Below are 16,035 nucleotides of genomic sequence, written 5' to 3'. Positions count from 1 at the left end.
AAAATCAAAATACTTTTCAATCTTTCTCGTTAAAAAAACAGACAAAGTTCACCAAAGCTTCAGTACAAATTTTTGTGCGGATTTTTGGCCCGCAGGGCTTGACAAAACAGCAGGGGCTTGCTATAATAAATTGCTGTCTGAACAGACACGCCGCACACGGCAGGCGATGCCGCATGTCGTGTGTACCCTTGGCCTCATAACCTTGAGGCCCTTAAGTCCAAAAGGAGGTGCTACAAAATGGCAAAGTACGAAACCATGCTGATTACCAGCGCCGCTCTCGACGAGGAGGCTACCGCCGCTCTGGTTGGTAAGTTCAAGACCCTGATCGAGAACAACGGTACGATCGATTCCATCGACGAGTGGGGCAAGCGCCGTCTGGCCTACCCCATCAACGACGAGGAGGAAGGCGTTTACACTGTGATCAACTTCACCAGCGAGCCCAGCTTCCCCGCTGAGCTGGACCGTGTGTACAAGATCACTGAAGGTGTTATGCGCAGCCTGATCGTTGCCCACGAGGAGTAATCTTTTCGTGACAGAAAGGGAGACCGTAAAATGTTGAATGTTGTTGCTATCATGGGCCGTCTTGTGGCGGATCCTGAACTCCGCACCACGCCCCAGGGCACCAATGTGTGCAGCTTCCGCATTGCCTGCGACCGCAATTTTGTGCGTCAGGGTGAGCAGCGTCAGGCTGACTTCATTGATATCGTTGCCTGGCGTTCTCAGGCCGAGTTTGTTTCTAAGTATTTCCAGAAAGGCAGTCTGATCGCCATCGAAGGCTCTCTTCAGACCCGCCAGTATCAGGATAAGAACGGCAACAATCGCACGGCTGTGGAAGTCGTAGCCAACAACATCAGCTTTGCAGGCCCCAAGAGCAGCAATCAGGGCGGTGGAGCAAATTATCAGAATTCTGCTCCCGCCTACCAGAACGCAGCCCCTGCCCGTCCGGCTGCTGTGGAGGCAGCTCCCAGCTATTCCGCTGGCAGTGCAGATGATTTTGCTGTCATCGATGACAGTGATGACCTGCCGTTCTGATTCCGTAACGGTCTGCCCGTTCAATTCTTATAGGAGGTAATAAGCAATGGCTTTTGAAAGAACCGAAGGCTCTCGCCCCGCACGCCCCATGCGTCGCGGCCGCAAGAAGGTTTGCAGCTTCTGTGTCGATCGCATCGACACCATCGATTACAAGGACGTGCCCCGTCTGCGTAAGTACGTCTCTGAGCGTGCTAAGATCATTCCCCGCCGTGTGACCGGCACCTGCGCTTATCATCAGCGCGCACTGACCACCGCCATCAAGCGTGCTCGTCACGTTGCTCTGATGCCCTACGTCAGCGACTAATCAGAACTTTATCAACCCATTCAAAATAATCAGCAATCAGCAAAGCGCTTTCACCGATGACAAGGTGAAAGCGCTTTTTTGTTGTGTCTTTCGTTTGTGCAGTGCTCCCGGCACTCAGTAGTCTGCCTGTTTCTTTTTGCCGCATTCTGGGAACATCTTATGGAACCGTTCCCGCAGTTTCCGGGCAGATCACCCTCGTCCATAAAATTGCATCATCCGGTCAAAAAGTTACAAACCGGTACGGTTTTTCCGGTATTTTATGATTTATTACCGGGAATTTCCGAAATCAACCGGTGTTTTGATGTGCTGGCAAATCAATCTGCACAAATGCAAGTTGATTCTTTGTACACCTTTTACGAAATTACTTCCACACGATTGATTTTTTGCGCAAATTGTGCCATACTATAGCCACTGGAAACGTTCCCGACACCGTTCCCGATAATCCAACCGAAAGCGAGGGCACGCGATATGACGATCAAGGACATTGCCCGCATCAGCGGCTGTTCTGTCAGCACCATTTCGCGCGTCATCAATGATCGGCCGGATGTCCGGCCCGAGACCAAGGAGCATGTGCTCAAGGTCATGCGGGAGGCAGGCTTCACCCCCAACACCAACGCGCGGCAGCTGAAGATCCAGCAATCCCGCAGTCTGGTGTTCGTGGTCAAGGGGACCCGGAACATCTTCTTCTCTGACTTCCTCGTTCAGCTGCAGCGGGCCGCTACCCTGTATGGGTACAACGGCATCGTCTCCTACCTGGACGAGAACGCCAACGAGATCGATGCTGCCGAGAAGATCCTGCGGGAGATCAAGCCCAAGGGTATGATCTTTCTGGGCGGCAGTGTTACGAACTTCCAGAACGGCTTTGCAAACATCTCCGTTCCCTCCGTGCTGGCCACACTGGTCTCCAATGAATTGGACTTCCCCAACCTCTCGATGGTGGGTGTGGATGACCGGGCCGCAGCAAAAGCGGCAGTCTCCCATCTCATCGCACAGGGGCACCGCAAGATCGCGGTGCTGGGCGGCCCGGCCACCAGCTTTCCCAGCCGGATGCGCCGTTTGGGTGCGCAGGATGCCATGGAGGACGCAGGGCTTGTCCTTGACGATAAACTCTATGGCCTGTGCAACTACGATTTCGAGTCCGCCTACCACGCCATGAACAGTCTGCTGGCCCGCCGGGCCGAGTTCACTGCCCTGTTTGCCATGAGCGATGTGATCGCCTTTGGTGCGATCCGGGCGCTGGTAAGTGCAGGTATACGGGTGCCGGAGGATGTCTCAGTGATCGGTTTTGATGGCATCACGATGTCCCGCTACTGCGTGCCGGTGATGACCACCATTGTCCAGCCCAGTGAACAGATCGCACTGCAGAGCATCGAGCTGCTGGTGCGGCAGATCGAACACGGAGCCCCGGCCCAGACAGTCACGCTCCAGCCGGAATTGCAGCAGGGCGAAAGCGTTTGCCCCTGCCGCCGGAACGATTCAGTCTAACTTCCGTCCTCATGCTGTGGACGGTGGCAGATATTAACCAAAAGAAGAAGGAGTACTACTATGAAAAAGATGATCTCTCGTCGTAATTTCCTGAAAGTGGCCGGTGCATCCGCCGCTGCTCTGGGTCTGGCTGCCTGTGGCGGTTCTTCCAGCTCCACCACTTCCTCCACTGCCAGCTCTGCTGCCGGTTCTTCGACCGCTGCAAAGGCTGACGGCAAGGTCTACTACCTGAACTTCAAGCCGGAGCAGGATCAGGATTGGCAGGATCTGGCCGCTGAGTACACCAAGGAGACCGGCGTGCCTGTGACCGTTGTCACCGCCGCTTCCGGCCAGTATGAGACCACTCTGATGAGCGAGATGGAAAAGAGCGAGGCTCCCACCCTGTTCCAGGTCAACGGCCCTGTGGGTCTGGCCAACTGGAAGGATTACTGCTACGACCTGTCCGGCAGCAAGCTGTACGGCGAGCTGACCAGCGACTCCTTCGCCCTGAAGGACGGCGACGCTGTCACCAGCATTGCATACGTCATTGAGACCTACGGCATCATCTACAACAAGGAGCTGTTGAGCGCCGCTGGTTACACCCAGGACGATATCAAGGGCTTTGACGATCTGAAGAAGGTTGCCGATGATATCCAGGCACGCAAGGCCGAGCTGGGTGTGGACGGTGCTTTCACCTCCGCTGGCATGGACGGTTCTTCTGACTGGCGCTTCAAGACCCATCTGGCAAACCTGCCCATCTACTACGAGTACAAGGCAGACGGCATCGGCTCCACCGACGCCATCAAGGGCACCTATCTGGACAACTACAAGCAGATTTGGGATCTGTACATCACCGATTCCACCTGCGATCCTACCCTGCTGGCTTCCAAGACCGGCAACGACGCTGTGGCCGAGTTCGTGGGCAAGAAGGCTGTCTTCTATCAGAACGGCACCTGGGCTTACAATGACGTGAAGGATCTGGGCGACGACAACCTGGGTATGCTGCCCATCTACATCGGCGTGGATGGCGAGGAGAATCAGGGTCTGTGCACCGGTTCCGAGAACTTCTGGTGCGTGAACAACGCTTCTTCTGATGCCGACATTCAGGCTACTCTGGACTTCCTGTACTGGTGCGTCACCTCTGAGGCCGGCACCAGCGCGATGGCTGACAAGATGGGCTTTGTCATCCCCTTCAAGGCTGCAAAGGATTCCACCAACCCCCTGATCGCCATTGCAAACGACTACGTTGCAGCTGGCAAGACCAGTGTTGACTGGTGCTTCTCCACCATGCCTTCCGAGGAGTGGAAGAACGGCGTTGGTTCCGCTCTGACCGCTTACGCAGCAGGCACCGGCGACTGGAACGGCGTTGTCACTGCCTTCGTCGATGGCTGGGCTAAGGAGTACAGGCTGGCAAACGGCTAAGCATTCTCGGTTTTCTCTTTCCCCTTTTATTTGTGTAAACCGTAATGGGAGGCGGGCGAGCTGTTCGCCCGCCTCCTTTTGTTTTGGAGGTATATCATGCAAAAGGCCATCAGCAAATATTGGCCGGTGTTCGTGCTTCCTACGCTGATCGCGTTCATCATCGGCTTTATCTGGCCCTTTATCTGGGGCATCTTCCTTTCCTTCCAGCGCTTCACCACCGTGAGCAAGACCACCTTTGTGGGCATCCAGAACTATATTTCCGTGTTCCAGGATTCCACCTTCCTGCATGCGTTTGGCTTTACGGCAGCGTTTACCGTGATCTCCACTGTGCTGATCAATGTCTGTGCCTTTGCCATTGCGATCGTGCTGACCCGCGGCATCAAGGGCACCAACATTTTCCGTACCGTTTACTTCATGCCCAACCTGATCGGCGGCATCCTGCTGGGCTACATCTGGCAGATCCTGCTCAACGGCGTGCTGGCAAACCTGCAAAAGCCCCTGCTGGCACTGGATGCCAAGGCCGGTTTCGTCGGTCTGGTCATTCTGATGTGCTGGCAGCAGATCGGTTATATGATGATCATCTACGTGGCCGGTCTGCAGAGCGTGCCCGGTGACCTGATCGAGGCTGCCAAGATCGACGGTGCTTCTGACCGCGAGATCCTGTTCAAGATCAAGCTGCCCATGGTCATGCCCAGCATCACCATCTGCACCTTCCTGACCCTGACCAACAGCTTTAAGCTGTTCGACCAGAACGTTGCCCTGACGGCCGGCGAACCTGCCAACGCCAGTGAAATGCTGGCCTTGAACATCTACAACACCTTCTATGGCCGCTCCGGTGCTCAGTGGAAGGGCATCGGCCAGGCAAAGGCTGTGGTATTCTTCCTGATCGTTGTGGTCATCTCTCTGGCGCAGCTCCACTTCACCCGTTCTAAGGAGGTCCAGCAGTAATGATTAAACAGAAAAAGTTGTGGGATAACATTCTCACCGTCATCATGGCCCTGCTTTGCCTGCTGTGGATCTACCCCATCGTCCTGATCCTGCTGAACAGCCTGAAAAAAGAGGGTACCTTTACCACCTCTACCGTGTTCCAGCTGCCCACCAGTGAGACCTTTGCTGGCCTTTCCAACTACGTCTACGGCGTGATCAAAATGGGCTTCCTTTCCAGTCTGGGCTACAGCCTCGTCATCACCGTTTCCAGCGTGGCCCTCATCCTGCTGTGCTGCTCCATGACGGGCTGGTACCTGACCCGGGTGAACAACAAGCTCAGCAAGTTTATGAACCTGCTCATCGTGTTCTCGATGGTCGTCCCCTTCCAGATGGTCATGTTCACTCTGTCCAAGACCGCAGATACCCTCAAGCTGAACACCCCCTGGAACATCTGCATCATCTACCTGGGCTTTGGTGCCGGTCTGGCTGTGTTCATGTTCACCGGCTTTATGAAGAGCGTTCCCATTGAGATCGAGGAGGCCGCCATGATCGATGGCTGCAACCCCATCCAGATCTTCTTCAAGGTCGTGTTCCCCATCCTGAAGCCTACCATGATCTCCACCGCCATTCTGGAGACGATGTGGGTGTGGAATGACTACCTGCTGCCCACCCTGGTGCTGGATATCAAGAAATACCGCACCATCCCCATGGCCATCCAGTATTTCCGCGGCGGTTATGGCCGCGTGGAACTGGCGCCCATGATGGCCTGCATCATCATTGCCATCATCCCCATCATCATCCTGTACATGACCTGCCAGAAATACATCATCGAGGGTGTTGTTGCAGGCGCTGTCAAGGGTTAAGGAGGAGTTCACCATGCGAGCATGCGGCATTCTGATGCCCGTTTTTAGTCTGCCGGGGCCCTTTGGCATCGGCACGCTGGGGGAAGAAGCCTTTTCGTTCGTGGATTTTCTGGCCCGTGCAAAGCAGACCTATTGGCAGATCCTGCCCATTGGCCCCACCGGCTACGGTGACAGCCCCTACCAGAGCTTTTCCGCCTTTGCCGGGAACCCCTACTTTATCGATTTCCGTGTCCTGCACGAGCAGGGCTATCTGACCGCCGATGAGATTCCCGCTGAGGTTCCGGTTGGCCCGGTGGACTACGGCGTGCTCTACCAGCAGCGCCCGGTGGTGCTGCAAAAAGCCGCTGGCCGTCTGCTGGCTGCAGCCAGCGTGGAGTACAAAGACTTCTGCACGGCACAGAGCTTCTGGCTGGACGATTACGCCCTGTTCATGGCCGTCAAGGCCGAACAGGGACAGGCAGGCCTGTGTGACTGGCCGGATGACCTGCGCACCCGCCAGCCCGCTGCCGTAGCCGCTGCCAGGGAGCGTCTGGCTGGGCAGGTGGATTATTTCAAGGCGGTGCAGTTCTTCTTCTACACCCAGTGGAACGCCCTGAAAGCCTATGCCAACGGCAAGGGCATTCAGCTGGTGGGAGATATCCCCATCTACGTCAGCCCGGATTCCAGCGATCTGTGGACGCGGCCGGAGCTCTTCCAGACCGACGGCCAGACCCACCTGACGCAGGTGGCAGGCTGCCCCCCGGATGCCTTTGCGGCAGACGGTCAGCTCTGGGGCAATCCGCTCTACGACTGGCCCCGCCACAAGGCCGAAGATTTTGCCTGGTGGAAGCGCCGGATGCAGCACGCTACTTCGATTTATGATGTCGTGCGCATCGACCACTTCCGTGGTTTTGAGAGCTACTACGCCATCCCTGCCGGAAACAAGACGGCGGCGGGCGGCCACTGGGAAAAGGGGCCGGATCGCGCTTTCATCGATGCCATCCACGAGACCCTGGGTCAGGGCGGCATCATTGCGGAGGATCTGGGATACCTGACCCCAGAGGTCAAGACCATGCTGGCTGCCAGCGGCTATCCGGGCATGAAGATCATGCAGTTTGCCTTTGACAGCCGGGAACCGGGCAACTATCTTCCCTACACCTACCCTCACAACAGCGTGGTCTACACCGGCACCCATGACAATGTGACCACCGAGGGCTGGCGGCAGTCTGCCAGCCCCGAGGATGTCCACTATGCCTGCCGTTACCTGCGCTGCCTGCCCGAGGATCTGACAGAGGCCATGATTTGCGCCTGCCTTGCCAGTGTTTCGGATATGGCCATCATCCCCATGGCCGACTGGCTGCATCTGGGCGCGGAGGCCCGCATCAACACCCCCAGCACCCAGGGAGCCAACTGGCAGTGGCGGCTGGATACCCCGCTTACCAGTCTGCTGGCCGAGCATATTGCCGATCTGACAGCACTGTATGACCGGATCCCGGCTGCGGCAGACCGCTAAAACGTTCCTTCTTCTTTTCTCCCCATACAAAGACGGCAGGCCCTGGCCCCTCCTTTCCGGAGGAGCTGGTGCCCGCCGTCTCTTTTTGCATTATTTTCAATTTTCACACAACATTTTTTCGCCGCATCCCGCATAGGACGTTCCACATATTTCCGCGCAGAACCGTTTCTTTTTTACAAAACGGCCACAGTATCTTCACAATTCTTTCGCATTTTGGGTTTCATCGCTCTCTTGTTGTTTTTGGGCAATTATGCTATAATCCAATTAGCTTCATATCCGCCTTTGCGCGGATTTTACGAACGAAAGGAGTTTTCCACCATGGAATTTACCTATCAGAGCACGATGCAGCTGCCCGCATCCTATGCGGTTCTCTCCGAAGATGAAATGGTCTACACCGTTGGCGGCGCTTTTGAGCTGAATATCAACGCGCAGGATGTCCTGAATTTCACCGTCAATGTCGGTGTCAACCTGGTACGTATGCTGGGTCAGGCTGCCATCAGCAACACCATTGCCGGTATCATTGACATGCGGAACGATGGTCTGACCACGATGGGTGCCATTGAGCATTATTGGGGCCGCCAGACTCCCGTGGGCAAGACCATGACTGTGGTTGCTGCCGGTTTTGCAGGCGTTTATGTCTACTACTGGGCTAGGTCTGCTATTGAGAGCTTCCTGTCCATTTACAATGACATGCGGAACATCTACAACGAGAGCGAAGCCAAAAATCAGGCACAGGCCGCAGGTACAGCAGCTCTGGCCGCCTGAGTAAATCTTTGAAAGGAGCCTTTTATGGAAAACTTGCGTATGCCTGCATCTTATGCAACGCTTCCGGAAGAAGAGCTGCCGGAGATCTTTGGCGGCGGAGAACTGGGAGATGCATTGGACAGCTTTACGGATAACCTCCACCTGGACGATTTCTTCTTTCAGGGGGGTATCCTCTCCATCTCCATCTCGTTTGTGCCTCTGCTCCTGTTCAACGTTGTTGTTTCCGGCTACCGGTTTGTAGAAAACATTTACAAGAACCTGTCCAACTGGTTCGGTTATCACGATGATACCTTCTCTGCCGTTTCTAGTTTCACGGATGAAATGCGCCAAAAACAGCAGCAGCGCGGTATCTGAGTCGTTTTCCCTGTAACATAAAAGAGCTTCACAATTCCGGCTTCTGCCGGAGTGTGAAGCTCTTTTTGTTTGGCCGTGTCCAGATGGTTCAAATGACCCGCAGGGCCCCCTGCTCCCGCAGACGGAGCAGATAGCAGCTGCCCGCACCGAACACCTTTTCTATCGCGTCGTGATATTTTGCCGTCAGCATACCGGGTACAAACGCCTGAATGGTCCCTGCAAAGCCGCCGCCCTGCATCCGCCAGGCTCCCCCCTGCCCCTCAAGCAGAGTCTGACTGAGGGCAAGCGCCACCGAGAGCCCCTGATGCCGTACGTCTGTGGAACAGTAAACGTTCTGGCACAGGGCAAAAGAGGCATGTCCACTTTCCAGAATGAGCTGCAGGAAATCGTTGAATTCCCCGCTGATCAGGGCATTCCGCTGGGCCAATGCGCGGGCATTCTCCTCAAAATAGTGGACCGTACGCAAAACAGCACGATCCCCGCAGGCTTTTCGCAGGCGTGGCAGAGCCGTCCAGAACTCCTGCTCCTTGACCTGCCCCAACACCTTACCGCCCAGACAAGCCGCCACCGATTCCATTTCATGCCGGATGGCCGCAAATTCACCGGTCAGCTCGCTGTGACTGCCCCGGGTATCGGTCACGCAAAGGGTCATGCCCACCGGGAGCAACCCTGCCGTGTGGATCTTTTCTATCCGGGGCTTCTTTGGGTCGGCAAAATCCGCAAAGATGACCCCGCCCACGGCGCTGGTCAGCTGATCCAACAGGCCGCTGGGTTTTCCGAAATATGTATTTTCCGCATACTGGCAGATCTTCGCCAGCTCCGGCGCTGTCAGCCTGCAGCCATATTCCCCGTTCAGGATGGCCGCCATTCCCATCTCAAAGGCCGCCGAGCTGGAAAGCCCGCTGCCCCGGAGCACGTCGCTGGCGGTATAGGCATCGAAGCCACCCACCGTCTTTCCCTGTGCCCGGAAACCTTCCGCAATGCCCCGGATCAAGCTGGCCGAATGGGTGCTCTCGCCCTGCTGGGGCTCGGCCTCGCTCAGGTCAATGACATCCAGCTTGTTGAAACCTCGGGATTTGACCCGGATAAAACCGTCGTCACTGGGGGATGCCACTGCGACCAGATCCAGCGTCACCGCTGCCGCAAGACCATACCCGTGCTGATGATCGGTGTGGTTGCCGCCCAGCTCCGCCCGGCCCGGAGCCGAGTAAACATGCACCTGCCGCCCGGGGCCATAGTAAAGCTCAAACTGTTCCAGCGCGGCGGCATACCGCTGCCGCTGGCGGGCCAGCACCGCCGGTTCTGTGCCATAGAGCGTGCAGAGCGCTTCGTCCCACTGCCCCGCAAGGATCTCCCGTCTGAGTTGTGTACTGGTCGCCATGGCCGCTCCTCCTCCACAAACGTTCTCCGCAAAGTCCGTGCATGAAGGGTCCATGCACTTGGGTTAGCCTTATTGTACTTCATTCCGCCCTCTTTTGCAATTTGAATCCGCAAAAAATCCAATTTCAGCGCGAAAAACAAAGTTTCGGATGTACTTTTGTTGAATTTGCGGATACAGTTATGATATACTGGAATCAAGAATGCGGTCAACTGGAGGAAACGATCATGGCAGATGTCTACAAGCAGTCCTTCAAGCAGAATTACACCAATAATATTGAATTATCCATCTTCAACTGTGGTCTGGAACGCTGTGCCCCGGGCCAGACCTGGGGCCCCGGTATCCGGGATCACTACCTGATTCATCTGGTGGTCTCGGGCAAGGGCACCTTTGAAGTGGGCGGCAAGACCTTTGAGGTCGTGCCGGGAGATCTGTTCTTTGCCCGGCCCAGTCAGCTTATCCGCTACTCTGCCGACGAGCAGCAGCCCTGGGAGTACAGCTGGGTCGGCTTCAACGGTGCCTGCGCCCATAAACTGGCGGCACAGCTTCCCTTTACCGATACTGCTCCTGTGCACCACACGCAGGACCCGGAGGGAATGCGGGCAGCTCTGACCAACATCTATTCTTCCCGTGGGTTAGAGCCTCAGGATGAGGCTGCCATGGTGGGGTACCTCTACCTGTTCATCTCTGCCCTGATGAAGGAGACCAGCGAGACGCGCCCCCACAACGCTTCCTCCTCCAATCAATATGTACTGAATGCCATCAAATACATCCAGTTCAACTATTCGCACGACATCTCCATTGATGATGTCGCTAAGAGCGTGGGCGTTTCCCGCAGTCATCTGTACCGGGTGTTTATGCTCAATGTGGGCAAGAGCCCCATCGATTATCTGACCGAATACCGCATCAACGAAGCCTGCAAGCTGCTGAGGGCCGGAAACCTTTCCATTGCAGAGGTCGCCATCTCGGTGGGCTTCTTTGACCAGTTCTATTTTTCCCGGGTCTTCAAGCGGGCCAAGGGGATGCCGCCCAGCAAATACATTGCCGCCCAGAGCGAAAATGCAGATGCCCCCGCTTCGGAAGAAGCCTGACCCAATCCCATTCCAAAGGAGAATTTCCATGCCCTTACAAAAAAATCAGGTGCTGACCCTGACCATTGAGCGCCTGTCCAACGATGGCAGCGGCGTTGCTCACAGCCCGGACGGTGAGGCTGTGTTCATACCCGGCACCGCCCCCGGTGACGTTGCCGCCATCCGCATCGTCAAAGATTGCGGCCGCTACGCTTTCGGTATTCTGGATGCCATTCAGACTCCCTCGCCTGACCGTATCCCGGTAGATTGTGCAGTGGCCGCCCCCTGCGGTGGCTGCAGCCTGCGGCATCTGGATTATGCCGCTGAACTGCGCGCTAAGGGCGAAAGCGTTACCGATGCTTTCCGCCGCATTGGCGGGCTGGATGTACCCGTGCTGCCGCCCCTCCCCTCCCCCGAGATCGACCGCTACCGCAATAAAGTTCAATTCCCGGTGGGCTGTGATAAGAATGGCAAGCCCTGCATCGGTTTCTACGCCGGGCGCACCCACCGCATTGTTCCCTGCCCCGACTGCAAGCTGCAGCCGGATGTGCTGAACGAGATCGGCAATACCCTCTGCGATTTCTTTGCCGCCCACAACATCCAGCCCTACGATGAGCAGACGGGCAAGGGGCTGGTGCGTCATGTGTTTCTGCGCCGGGGTGTCCACAGCGGCCAGATCATGGTCTGTCTGGTCTGCACCCGGGCAAAGCTGCCCCACGCAGAGGAGCTTTGCCGCGCACTGACTGCGCAGTTTTCCGATATCGCCACCATCCTGATCAATGTCAATGCCAGAAACACCAATGTGATCCTGGGCAGCGAGACCCACGCCCTGTACGGCCCCGGGTTCATTGAGGACACCCTCTGCGGCGTTCCGGTGCAGCTGGGCCCCTTGTCGTTCTATCAGGTCAACACCCTGGCCGCTGAGCAGCTCTATGGCATTGCTGCAGAATATGCTCAGTTGACCCCGGATGACCTGCTGTTGGACCTCTACTGCGGCATGGGCACCATTGGCCTGTCCATGGCAGACCATTGCCGGGAGCTCATCGGCGTGGAGATCGTACCTGAGGCCATCGAAAGCGCCAAGGCCAATGCTGCCCGCATGGGTGATGCCATAGCCGCAAAGAGCCGTTTCTTCTGCGCCGATGCCGGTCAGGCTGCCACCCAGCTTGCCGCCGAGGGCCTGCACCCGGATGTTGTGATGCTCGACCCGCCCCGCAAAGGCTGTGACGAAGCAACCCTTTCCGCTGTCGTCACCATGTCCCCCCGCCGGGTGGTCTATGTCAGCTGCAACCCCTCCACCGCCGCCCGGGATGCCAAGTGGCTGGAAGAGCATGGGTATCGGGCAGAAAAGGTGCAGCCGGTGGACCTTTTCCCGAGGACGAGGCATGTGGAAGCGATAGTTTCGCTACAAAGAGAAATCTAGTGGAAATCATCCGTTTTACGTTGTTTTCTCGTCATGTTGTGTTCGATGGCGAGGGCGATAAATTCCGTAATAAGCGTATTGAGGACTATATCACCGTTTCAGTAGTCATTGATATGGAGTGCGGAAACACAAAGAATTGAATATCTAACAATCGGCATAGCCGCAGACTTTAACAAAAAGCCTGCGGCTTTTTCTTTGCCCAAAAACAGAAAGGAGGCATCCGTGAAATGGCAGTTTTTCGGGTAGAAAAGAACAGCGGCTACACGGTCATGTCAAACCACCACCTGCGGAACCGGGCCTTGTCCCTGAAAGCCAAGGGCTTACTCTCCCAAATGCTCTCCCTGCCGGAAGATTGGGACTACACCCTGCAAGGGCTGGCCCGTATCAACCGGGAAAGCATCGATGCGATACGGCAGGCTATCCGGGAACTGGAACAGGCAGGCTACATCCAGCGTTCCAGAGAACGGGACGAAAAAGGGCGGCTGCGCGGTGCAGACTATGTGATCTTCGAGCTGCCGCAGCCTGTTCCTGCATCGGTTTCACCTACATTGGAAAATCCAACGTTGGAGAATCCCACGCAGGAAAACCCTACGTTGGAAAATCCAATGCAATTAAATAAAGATAAACTAATTACAGAAAAACAAAAGAAAGAGGGATTAAATACCGATTCCATTCCTATCCATTCCCCAAACCCCTTGCCTTTGGACGAGGACGCGGCAGCGGCACCGCCGCCGGAACGGACGGAAAACCGAAAGGAAGCGGCCTATCAAATCTACCGGGACCTGATTTTGGAGAACATCGAGTATGACACCCTTACCCAGAATCCCCGGATAGACCGGGAACAGCTGGACGAGATCGTGGACATCCTGCTGGAAACGGTCTGTACCAGCCGCAAGTCCATCCGGGTGGCCGGGGACGATTACCCGGCAGAACTGGTCAAGGCGAAATTCTTGAAGCTGGACAGCCATCACATTGAGTTCGTCATGGACTGCCTGCGGGACAACACCACCAAAGTCCGCAACATCAAGCAATACCTGCGGGCCATGCTTTTCAACGCACCCAGCACCATCAACAGCTACTATGCGTCTCTTGTGGCGCACGATATGGCGCAGCCCGATTGGGGCCGCCCGCCCAACACCTGACCGAAAGGAGTACCCATCCATGAGAACACTTTACCTGCGGCGGCTGGTGGTTCCACCCTAGCCGCTGCTTTTCCGACTACTTCCCAAGGAGGGATGCTGAATGCAGGAAGAAGTCACCCAGAAAACCATTGCCCTGTCCATGAAAACGGGCAAGCTCACTGCCCAAGCGCTGCAAGCTGCGCTGAAAAAATACTTGCAGCACCGGGCCAAGGGGCCAAAGCTGCATCACGGCAAGCAAAGCCTGAAACAGCTGAAAGCCCACGGCGCGTCCCTGACCAACATTGAAGTCACGGAGGCGAACATCGGGGCGTTCAATCCCTGTGCCAAGAAGTACGGCGTGGACTTCACCTTACGCAAGGACAAGACCACCCAGCCGCCCCACTACATCGTGATCTTCAAGGCCAAGGATGCGGACAATCTGGAACAGGCGTTCCGGGAGTTCACGGCCAAAACGCTCACCAAGGAGCAGCGGCCCTCTATCCGCAAGGTGCTGGCAGCGGCCAAGCAGAAAGCCGCTCAGCAGCCGAAACGTGCGAAGGAAAAAATTAAGCAAAGGGGGTTAGAGCGATGAAGCCTGAACTGAAAAAGCTGCTGTTACTGAATCTGCCGTATCTGCTGTTCGTGTACCTGTTCGCCAAATGCGGGCAGGCGTACCGTCTGGCGGCGGGCGCGGATGCTTCGGCAAAGCTGCTCCACCTGACGGGCGGTATCTCTGTCGCCTTTGCAAGCCCGCTGCCCAGCCTGCATCTGTTTGACCTGTGCGTGGGCGTTGTTGGTGCGGTGGCTGTCCGGCTCATCGTGTACAGCAAGGGCAAGAACGCCAAGAAGTACCGCAAGGGCGAGGAATACGGCTCTGCCCGATGGGGCACCGCCAAAGACATTGCCCCGTACATCGATCCCAAGTTTGAAAACAACATCCTGCTGACCCAGACTGAACGCCTGACCATGACCGGGCGGCCCAAAGACCCCAAAACAGCCCGGAACAAGAATGTGCTGGTAATTGGCGGCTCCGGCAGTGGCAAGACGCGGTTTTACGTCAAGCCCAACCTCATGCAATGCTTTCCCACTTCCGACTATCCCACCTCATTCGTGGTCACAGACCCGAAAGGCACACTGGTTCTCGAAACAGGCCAAATGTTCCAGCGGGCAGGCTACCGGGTGAAAATCCTGAACACGATAAACTTTTCCAAGTCCATGAAGTACAACCCCTTTGTCTACATCCACTCGGAAAAAGACGTGCTGAAGCTGGTGAATACCCTTATCGCTAACACCAAAGGCGAGGGTGAAAAATCAGCAGAAGATTTTTGGGTGAAGTCGGAACGGCTGTTCTACACGGCTCTGATTGGCTACATCTGGTACGAGGCCCCGGCAGAGGAAATGAACTTCACCACCCTGCTGGAAATGATAAATGCCAGTGAAGCCCGCGAGGACGACCCGGAGTTTCAAAGCCCAGTTGACCTCATGTTTGAACGGCTGGAACAGAAAGACCCGGACCACTTCGCTGTCCGGCAGTACAAAAAGTTTCTGCTGTCGGCAGGCAAGACCCGTTCCTCCATCCTGATAAGCTGCGGTGCCCGTTTAGCCCCATTTGACATCCGGGAGGTGCGGGAGCTGATGGAGGACGATGAAATGGAGCTGGACACCATCGGGGATGAAAAGACCGTACTGTTCCTGATTATGAGTGACACGGACACCACCTTCAACTTCATTCTTGCCATGCTCCAAAGCCAGCTTATCAACCTGCTGTGTGACCGTGCGGATGATAAATACGGCGGTCGGCTGCCTGTCCATGTGCGACTGGTTCTGGACGAGTTCGCCAACATCGGGCAGATACCCAACTTCGACAAGCTGATCGCCACCATCCGCAGCCGGGAAATCTCGGCATCCATCATTTTGCAGAGCCAGTCGCAGCTGAAAGCCATCTACAAAGATGCCGCCGAAATCATTTCGGACAACTGCGATTCTGTTCTCTTTTTGAGTGGGCGGGGCAAAAATGCTAAAGAGATCTCCGATGCGCTGGGGAAAGAGACTATCGACAGTTTCAACACCAGCGAAAACCGGGGCTCTCAAACCTCCCACGGACTGAACTATCAAAAACTAGGAAAGGCGTTGATGTCAGAGGACGAAATCGCAATCATGGACGGCGGCAGATGTATTTTGCAGCTGCGGGGTGTGAGGCCGTTCTTCTCGGAGAAGTTCGACATCACCAAGCACCCGCACTACAAATACCTTGCGGACGCGGACAAGAAAAACACCTTTGATGTGGACAGGTTCTTATCCACCCTGCGCCGGAAACGGCAGCAGGTAGTCGCACAGGACGAAAGTTTTGACCTGTATGAAATTGACCTGTCGGATGAAAATGCAGCCGCCGAATAAGGCGGTATTTTTTGAAAAAACAA

Annotated in this window: 17 protein-coding genes; 15 read left to right on the top strand and 2 right to left on the bottom strand. The window is 55.9% G+C overall.

Going from position 1 to position 16,035, the window contains the following annotated elements; translation table 11 throughout:
- The first annotated feature begins 237 nt into the window (after window positions 1–237).
- Genes rpsF through rpsR form a run of 3 tightly spaced genes read left to right on the top strand, consistent with a single transcriptional unit; the run spans window position 238 to window position 1,336 of the window.
- Entirely contained in the window at window positions 238–522 is a 285-nt protein-coding gene (gene rpsF, locus J3351_RS08660; RefSeq protein WP_005933510.1) for a 30S ribosomal protein S6, read from the top strand.
- A gap of 30 nt (window positions 523–552) precedes the next feature.
- On the top strand, window positions 553–1,032 hold the full coding sequence (locus J3351_RS08655) for a single-stranded DNA-binding protein (protein WP_005933513.1): 480 nt from the start codon (window positions 553–555) through the stop codon (window positions 1,030–1,032).
- 46 nt (window positions 1,033–1,078) lie between these two features.
- Window positions 1,079–1,336: a 30S ribosomal protein S18 gene (gene rpsR, locus J3351_RS08650; RefSeq protein ID WP_050762800.1), complete on the top strand. Its 258-nt coding sequence runs from the start codon at window positions 1,079–1,081 to the stop codon at window positions 1,334–1,336.
- On the opposite strand, the gene J3351_RS08645 is transcribed toward rpsR, so the two are convergent.
- The gene (locus J3351_RS08645) at window positions 1,326–1,481 is read right to left on the bottom strand and encodes a hypothetical protein (protein ID WP_156065836.1); all 156 of its coding nucleotides are present in this window, start codon (window positions 1,479–1,481) and stop codon (window positions 1,326–1,328) included. The two genes, rpsR and J3351_RS08645, sit on opposite strands and share 11 nt — an antisense overlap.
- A 323-nt stretch (window positions 1,482–1,804) precedes the next feature.
- Between J3351_RS08645 and J3351_RS08640 the strand changes: the two genes are divergently transcribed.
- The 7 genes from J3351_RS08640 to J3351_RS08610 all read left to right on the top strand — a co-directional run bounded on the left by J3351_RS08640 (window position 1,805) and on the right by J3351_RS08610 (window position 8,623).
- A complete protein-coding gene (locus J3351_RS08640; protein WP_207697544.1) occupies window positions 1,805–2,821 on the top strand; it encodes a LacI family DNA-binding transcriptional regulator in 1,017 nt (338 codons plus the stop codon).
- Window positions 2,822–2,881: 60 nt separating this feature from the next.
- Complete coding sequence (locus tag J3351_RS08635) at window positions 2,882–4,222, top strand: ABC transporter substrate-binding protein (protein ID WP_207697543.1); 1,341 nt, start codon at window positions 2,882–2,884, stop codon at window positions 4,220–4,222.
- 96 nt (window positions 4,223–4,318) lie between these two features.
- On the top strand, window positions 4,319–5,170 hold the full coding sequence (locus J3351_RS08630; protein ID WP_005933523.1) for a carbohydrate ABC transporter permease: 852 nt from the start codon (window positions 4,319–4,321) through the stop codon (window positions 5,168–5,170).
- Window positions 5,170–6,012 carry a carbohydrate ABC transporter permease gene (locus J3351_RS08625; protein ID WP_207697542.1) on the top strand — a complete coding sequence of 281 codons (843 nt, stop codon included), beginning with the start codon at window positions 5,170–5,172 and terminating at the stop codon, window positions 6,010–6,012. Before J3351_RS08630 ends, J3351_RS08625 begins: the two co-directional genes overlap by 1 nt.
- Window positions 6,013–6,025: 13 nt before the next feature.
- A complete protein-coding gene (gene malQ / locus J3351_RS08620) occupies window positions 6,026–7,504 on the top strand; it encodes a 4-alpha-glucanotransferase (protein WP_207697541.1) in 1,479 nt (492 codons plus the stop codon).
- A gap of 318 nt (window positions 7,505–7,822) precedes the next feature.
- Window positions 7,823–8,269, top strand: a complete 447-nt coding sequence (locus J3351_RS08615; RefSeq protein WP_005933531.1) for a hypothetical protein — start codon at window positions 7,823–7,825, stop codon at window positions 8,267–8,269.
- A 24-nt stretch (window positions 8,270–8,293) separates the two neighbouring features.
- Entirely contained in the window at window positions 8,294–8,623 is a 330-nt protein-coding gene (locus tag J3351_RS08610; RefSeq protein ID WP_097771250.1) for a hypothetical protein, read from the top strand.
- Window positions 8,624–8,711: 88 nt separating this feature from the next.
- On the opposite strand, the gene J3351_RS08605 is transcribed toward J3351_RS08610, so the two are convergent.
- Window positions 8,712–10,004, bottom strand: coding sequence for a galactokinase family protein (locus J3351_RS08605; RefSeq protein WP_156060993.1), 1,293 nt, complete (start codon window positions 10,002–10,004; stop codon window positions 8,712–8,714).
- Window positions 10,005–10,228: 224 nt separating this feature from the next.
- On the opposite strand from J3351_RS08605, the gene J3351_RS08600 reads away from it, so the two are divergent.
- From J3351_RS08600 to J3351_RS08580, 5 genes are all read left to right on the top strand, one after another.
- Window positions 10,229–11,092: an AraC family transcriptional regulator gene (locus J3351_RS08600; RefSeq protein ID WP_035394341.1), complete on the top strand. Its 864-nt coding sequence runs from the start codon at window positions 10,229–10,231 to the stop codon at window positions 11,090–11,092.
- A 28-nt stretch (window positions 11,093–11,120) separates the two neighbouring features.
- Window positions 11,121–12,494 (top strand): 23S rRNA (uracil(1939)-C(5))-methyltransferase RlmD, encoded by a 1,374-nt coding sequence (rlmD, locus tag J3351_RS08595; protein WP_207697540.1) that lies wholly within the window; start codon window positions 11,121–11,123, stop codon window positions 12,492–12,494.
- Between the two features lie 227 nt (window positions 12,495–12,721).
- The gene (locus J3351_RS08590) at window positions 12,722–13,636 is read left to right on the top strand and encodes a DUF6017 domain-containing protein (protein WP_207697539.1); all 915 of its coding nucleotides are present in this window, start codon (window positions 12,722–12,724) and stop codon (window positions 13,634–13,636) included.
- A 100-nt stretch (window positions 13,637–13,736) separates the two neighbouring features.
- On the top strand, window positions 13,737–14,207 hold the full coding sequence (locus J3351_RS08585) for a PcfB family protein (RefSeq protein ID WP_207697538.1): 471 nt from the start codon (window positions 13,737–13,739) through the stop codon (window positions 14,205–14,207).
- Window positions 14,204–16,012, top strand: coding sequence for a VirD4-like conjugal transfer protein, CD1115 family (locus tag J3351_RS08580; RefSeq protein ID WP_207697537.1), 1,809 nt, complete (start codon window positions 14,204–14,206; stop codon window positions 16,010–16,012). Before J3351_RS08585 ends, J3351_RS08580 begins: the two co-directional genes overlap by 4 nt.
- The last annotated feature ends 23 nt before the right edge of the window (window positions 16,013–16,035 follow it).

It is taken from the genome of Faecalibacterium sp. Marseille-Q0746 (genome assembly GCF_017377595.1).
In the GTDB taxonomy this organism is placed as follows: Bacteria; Bacillota; Clostridia; order Oscillospirales; family Ruminococcaceae; genus Faecalibacterium; species Faecalibacterium duncaniae.
This window is presented reverse-complemented; position numbering and strand designations above follow the sequence as displayed.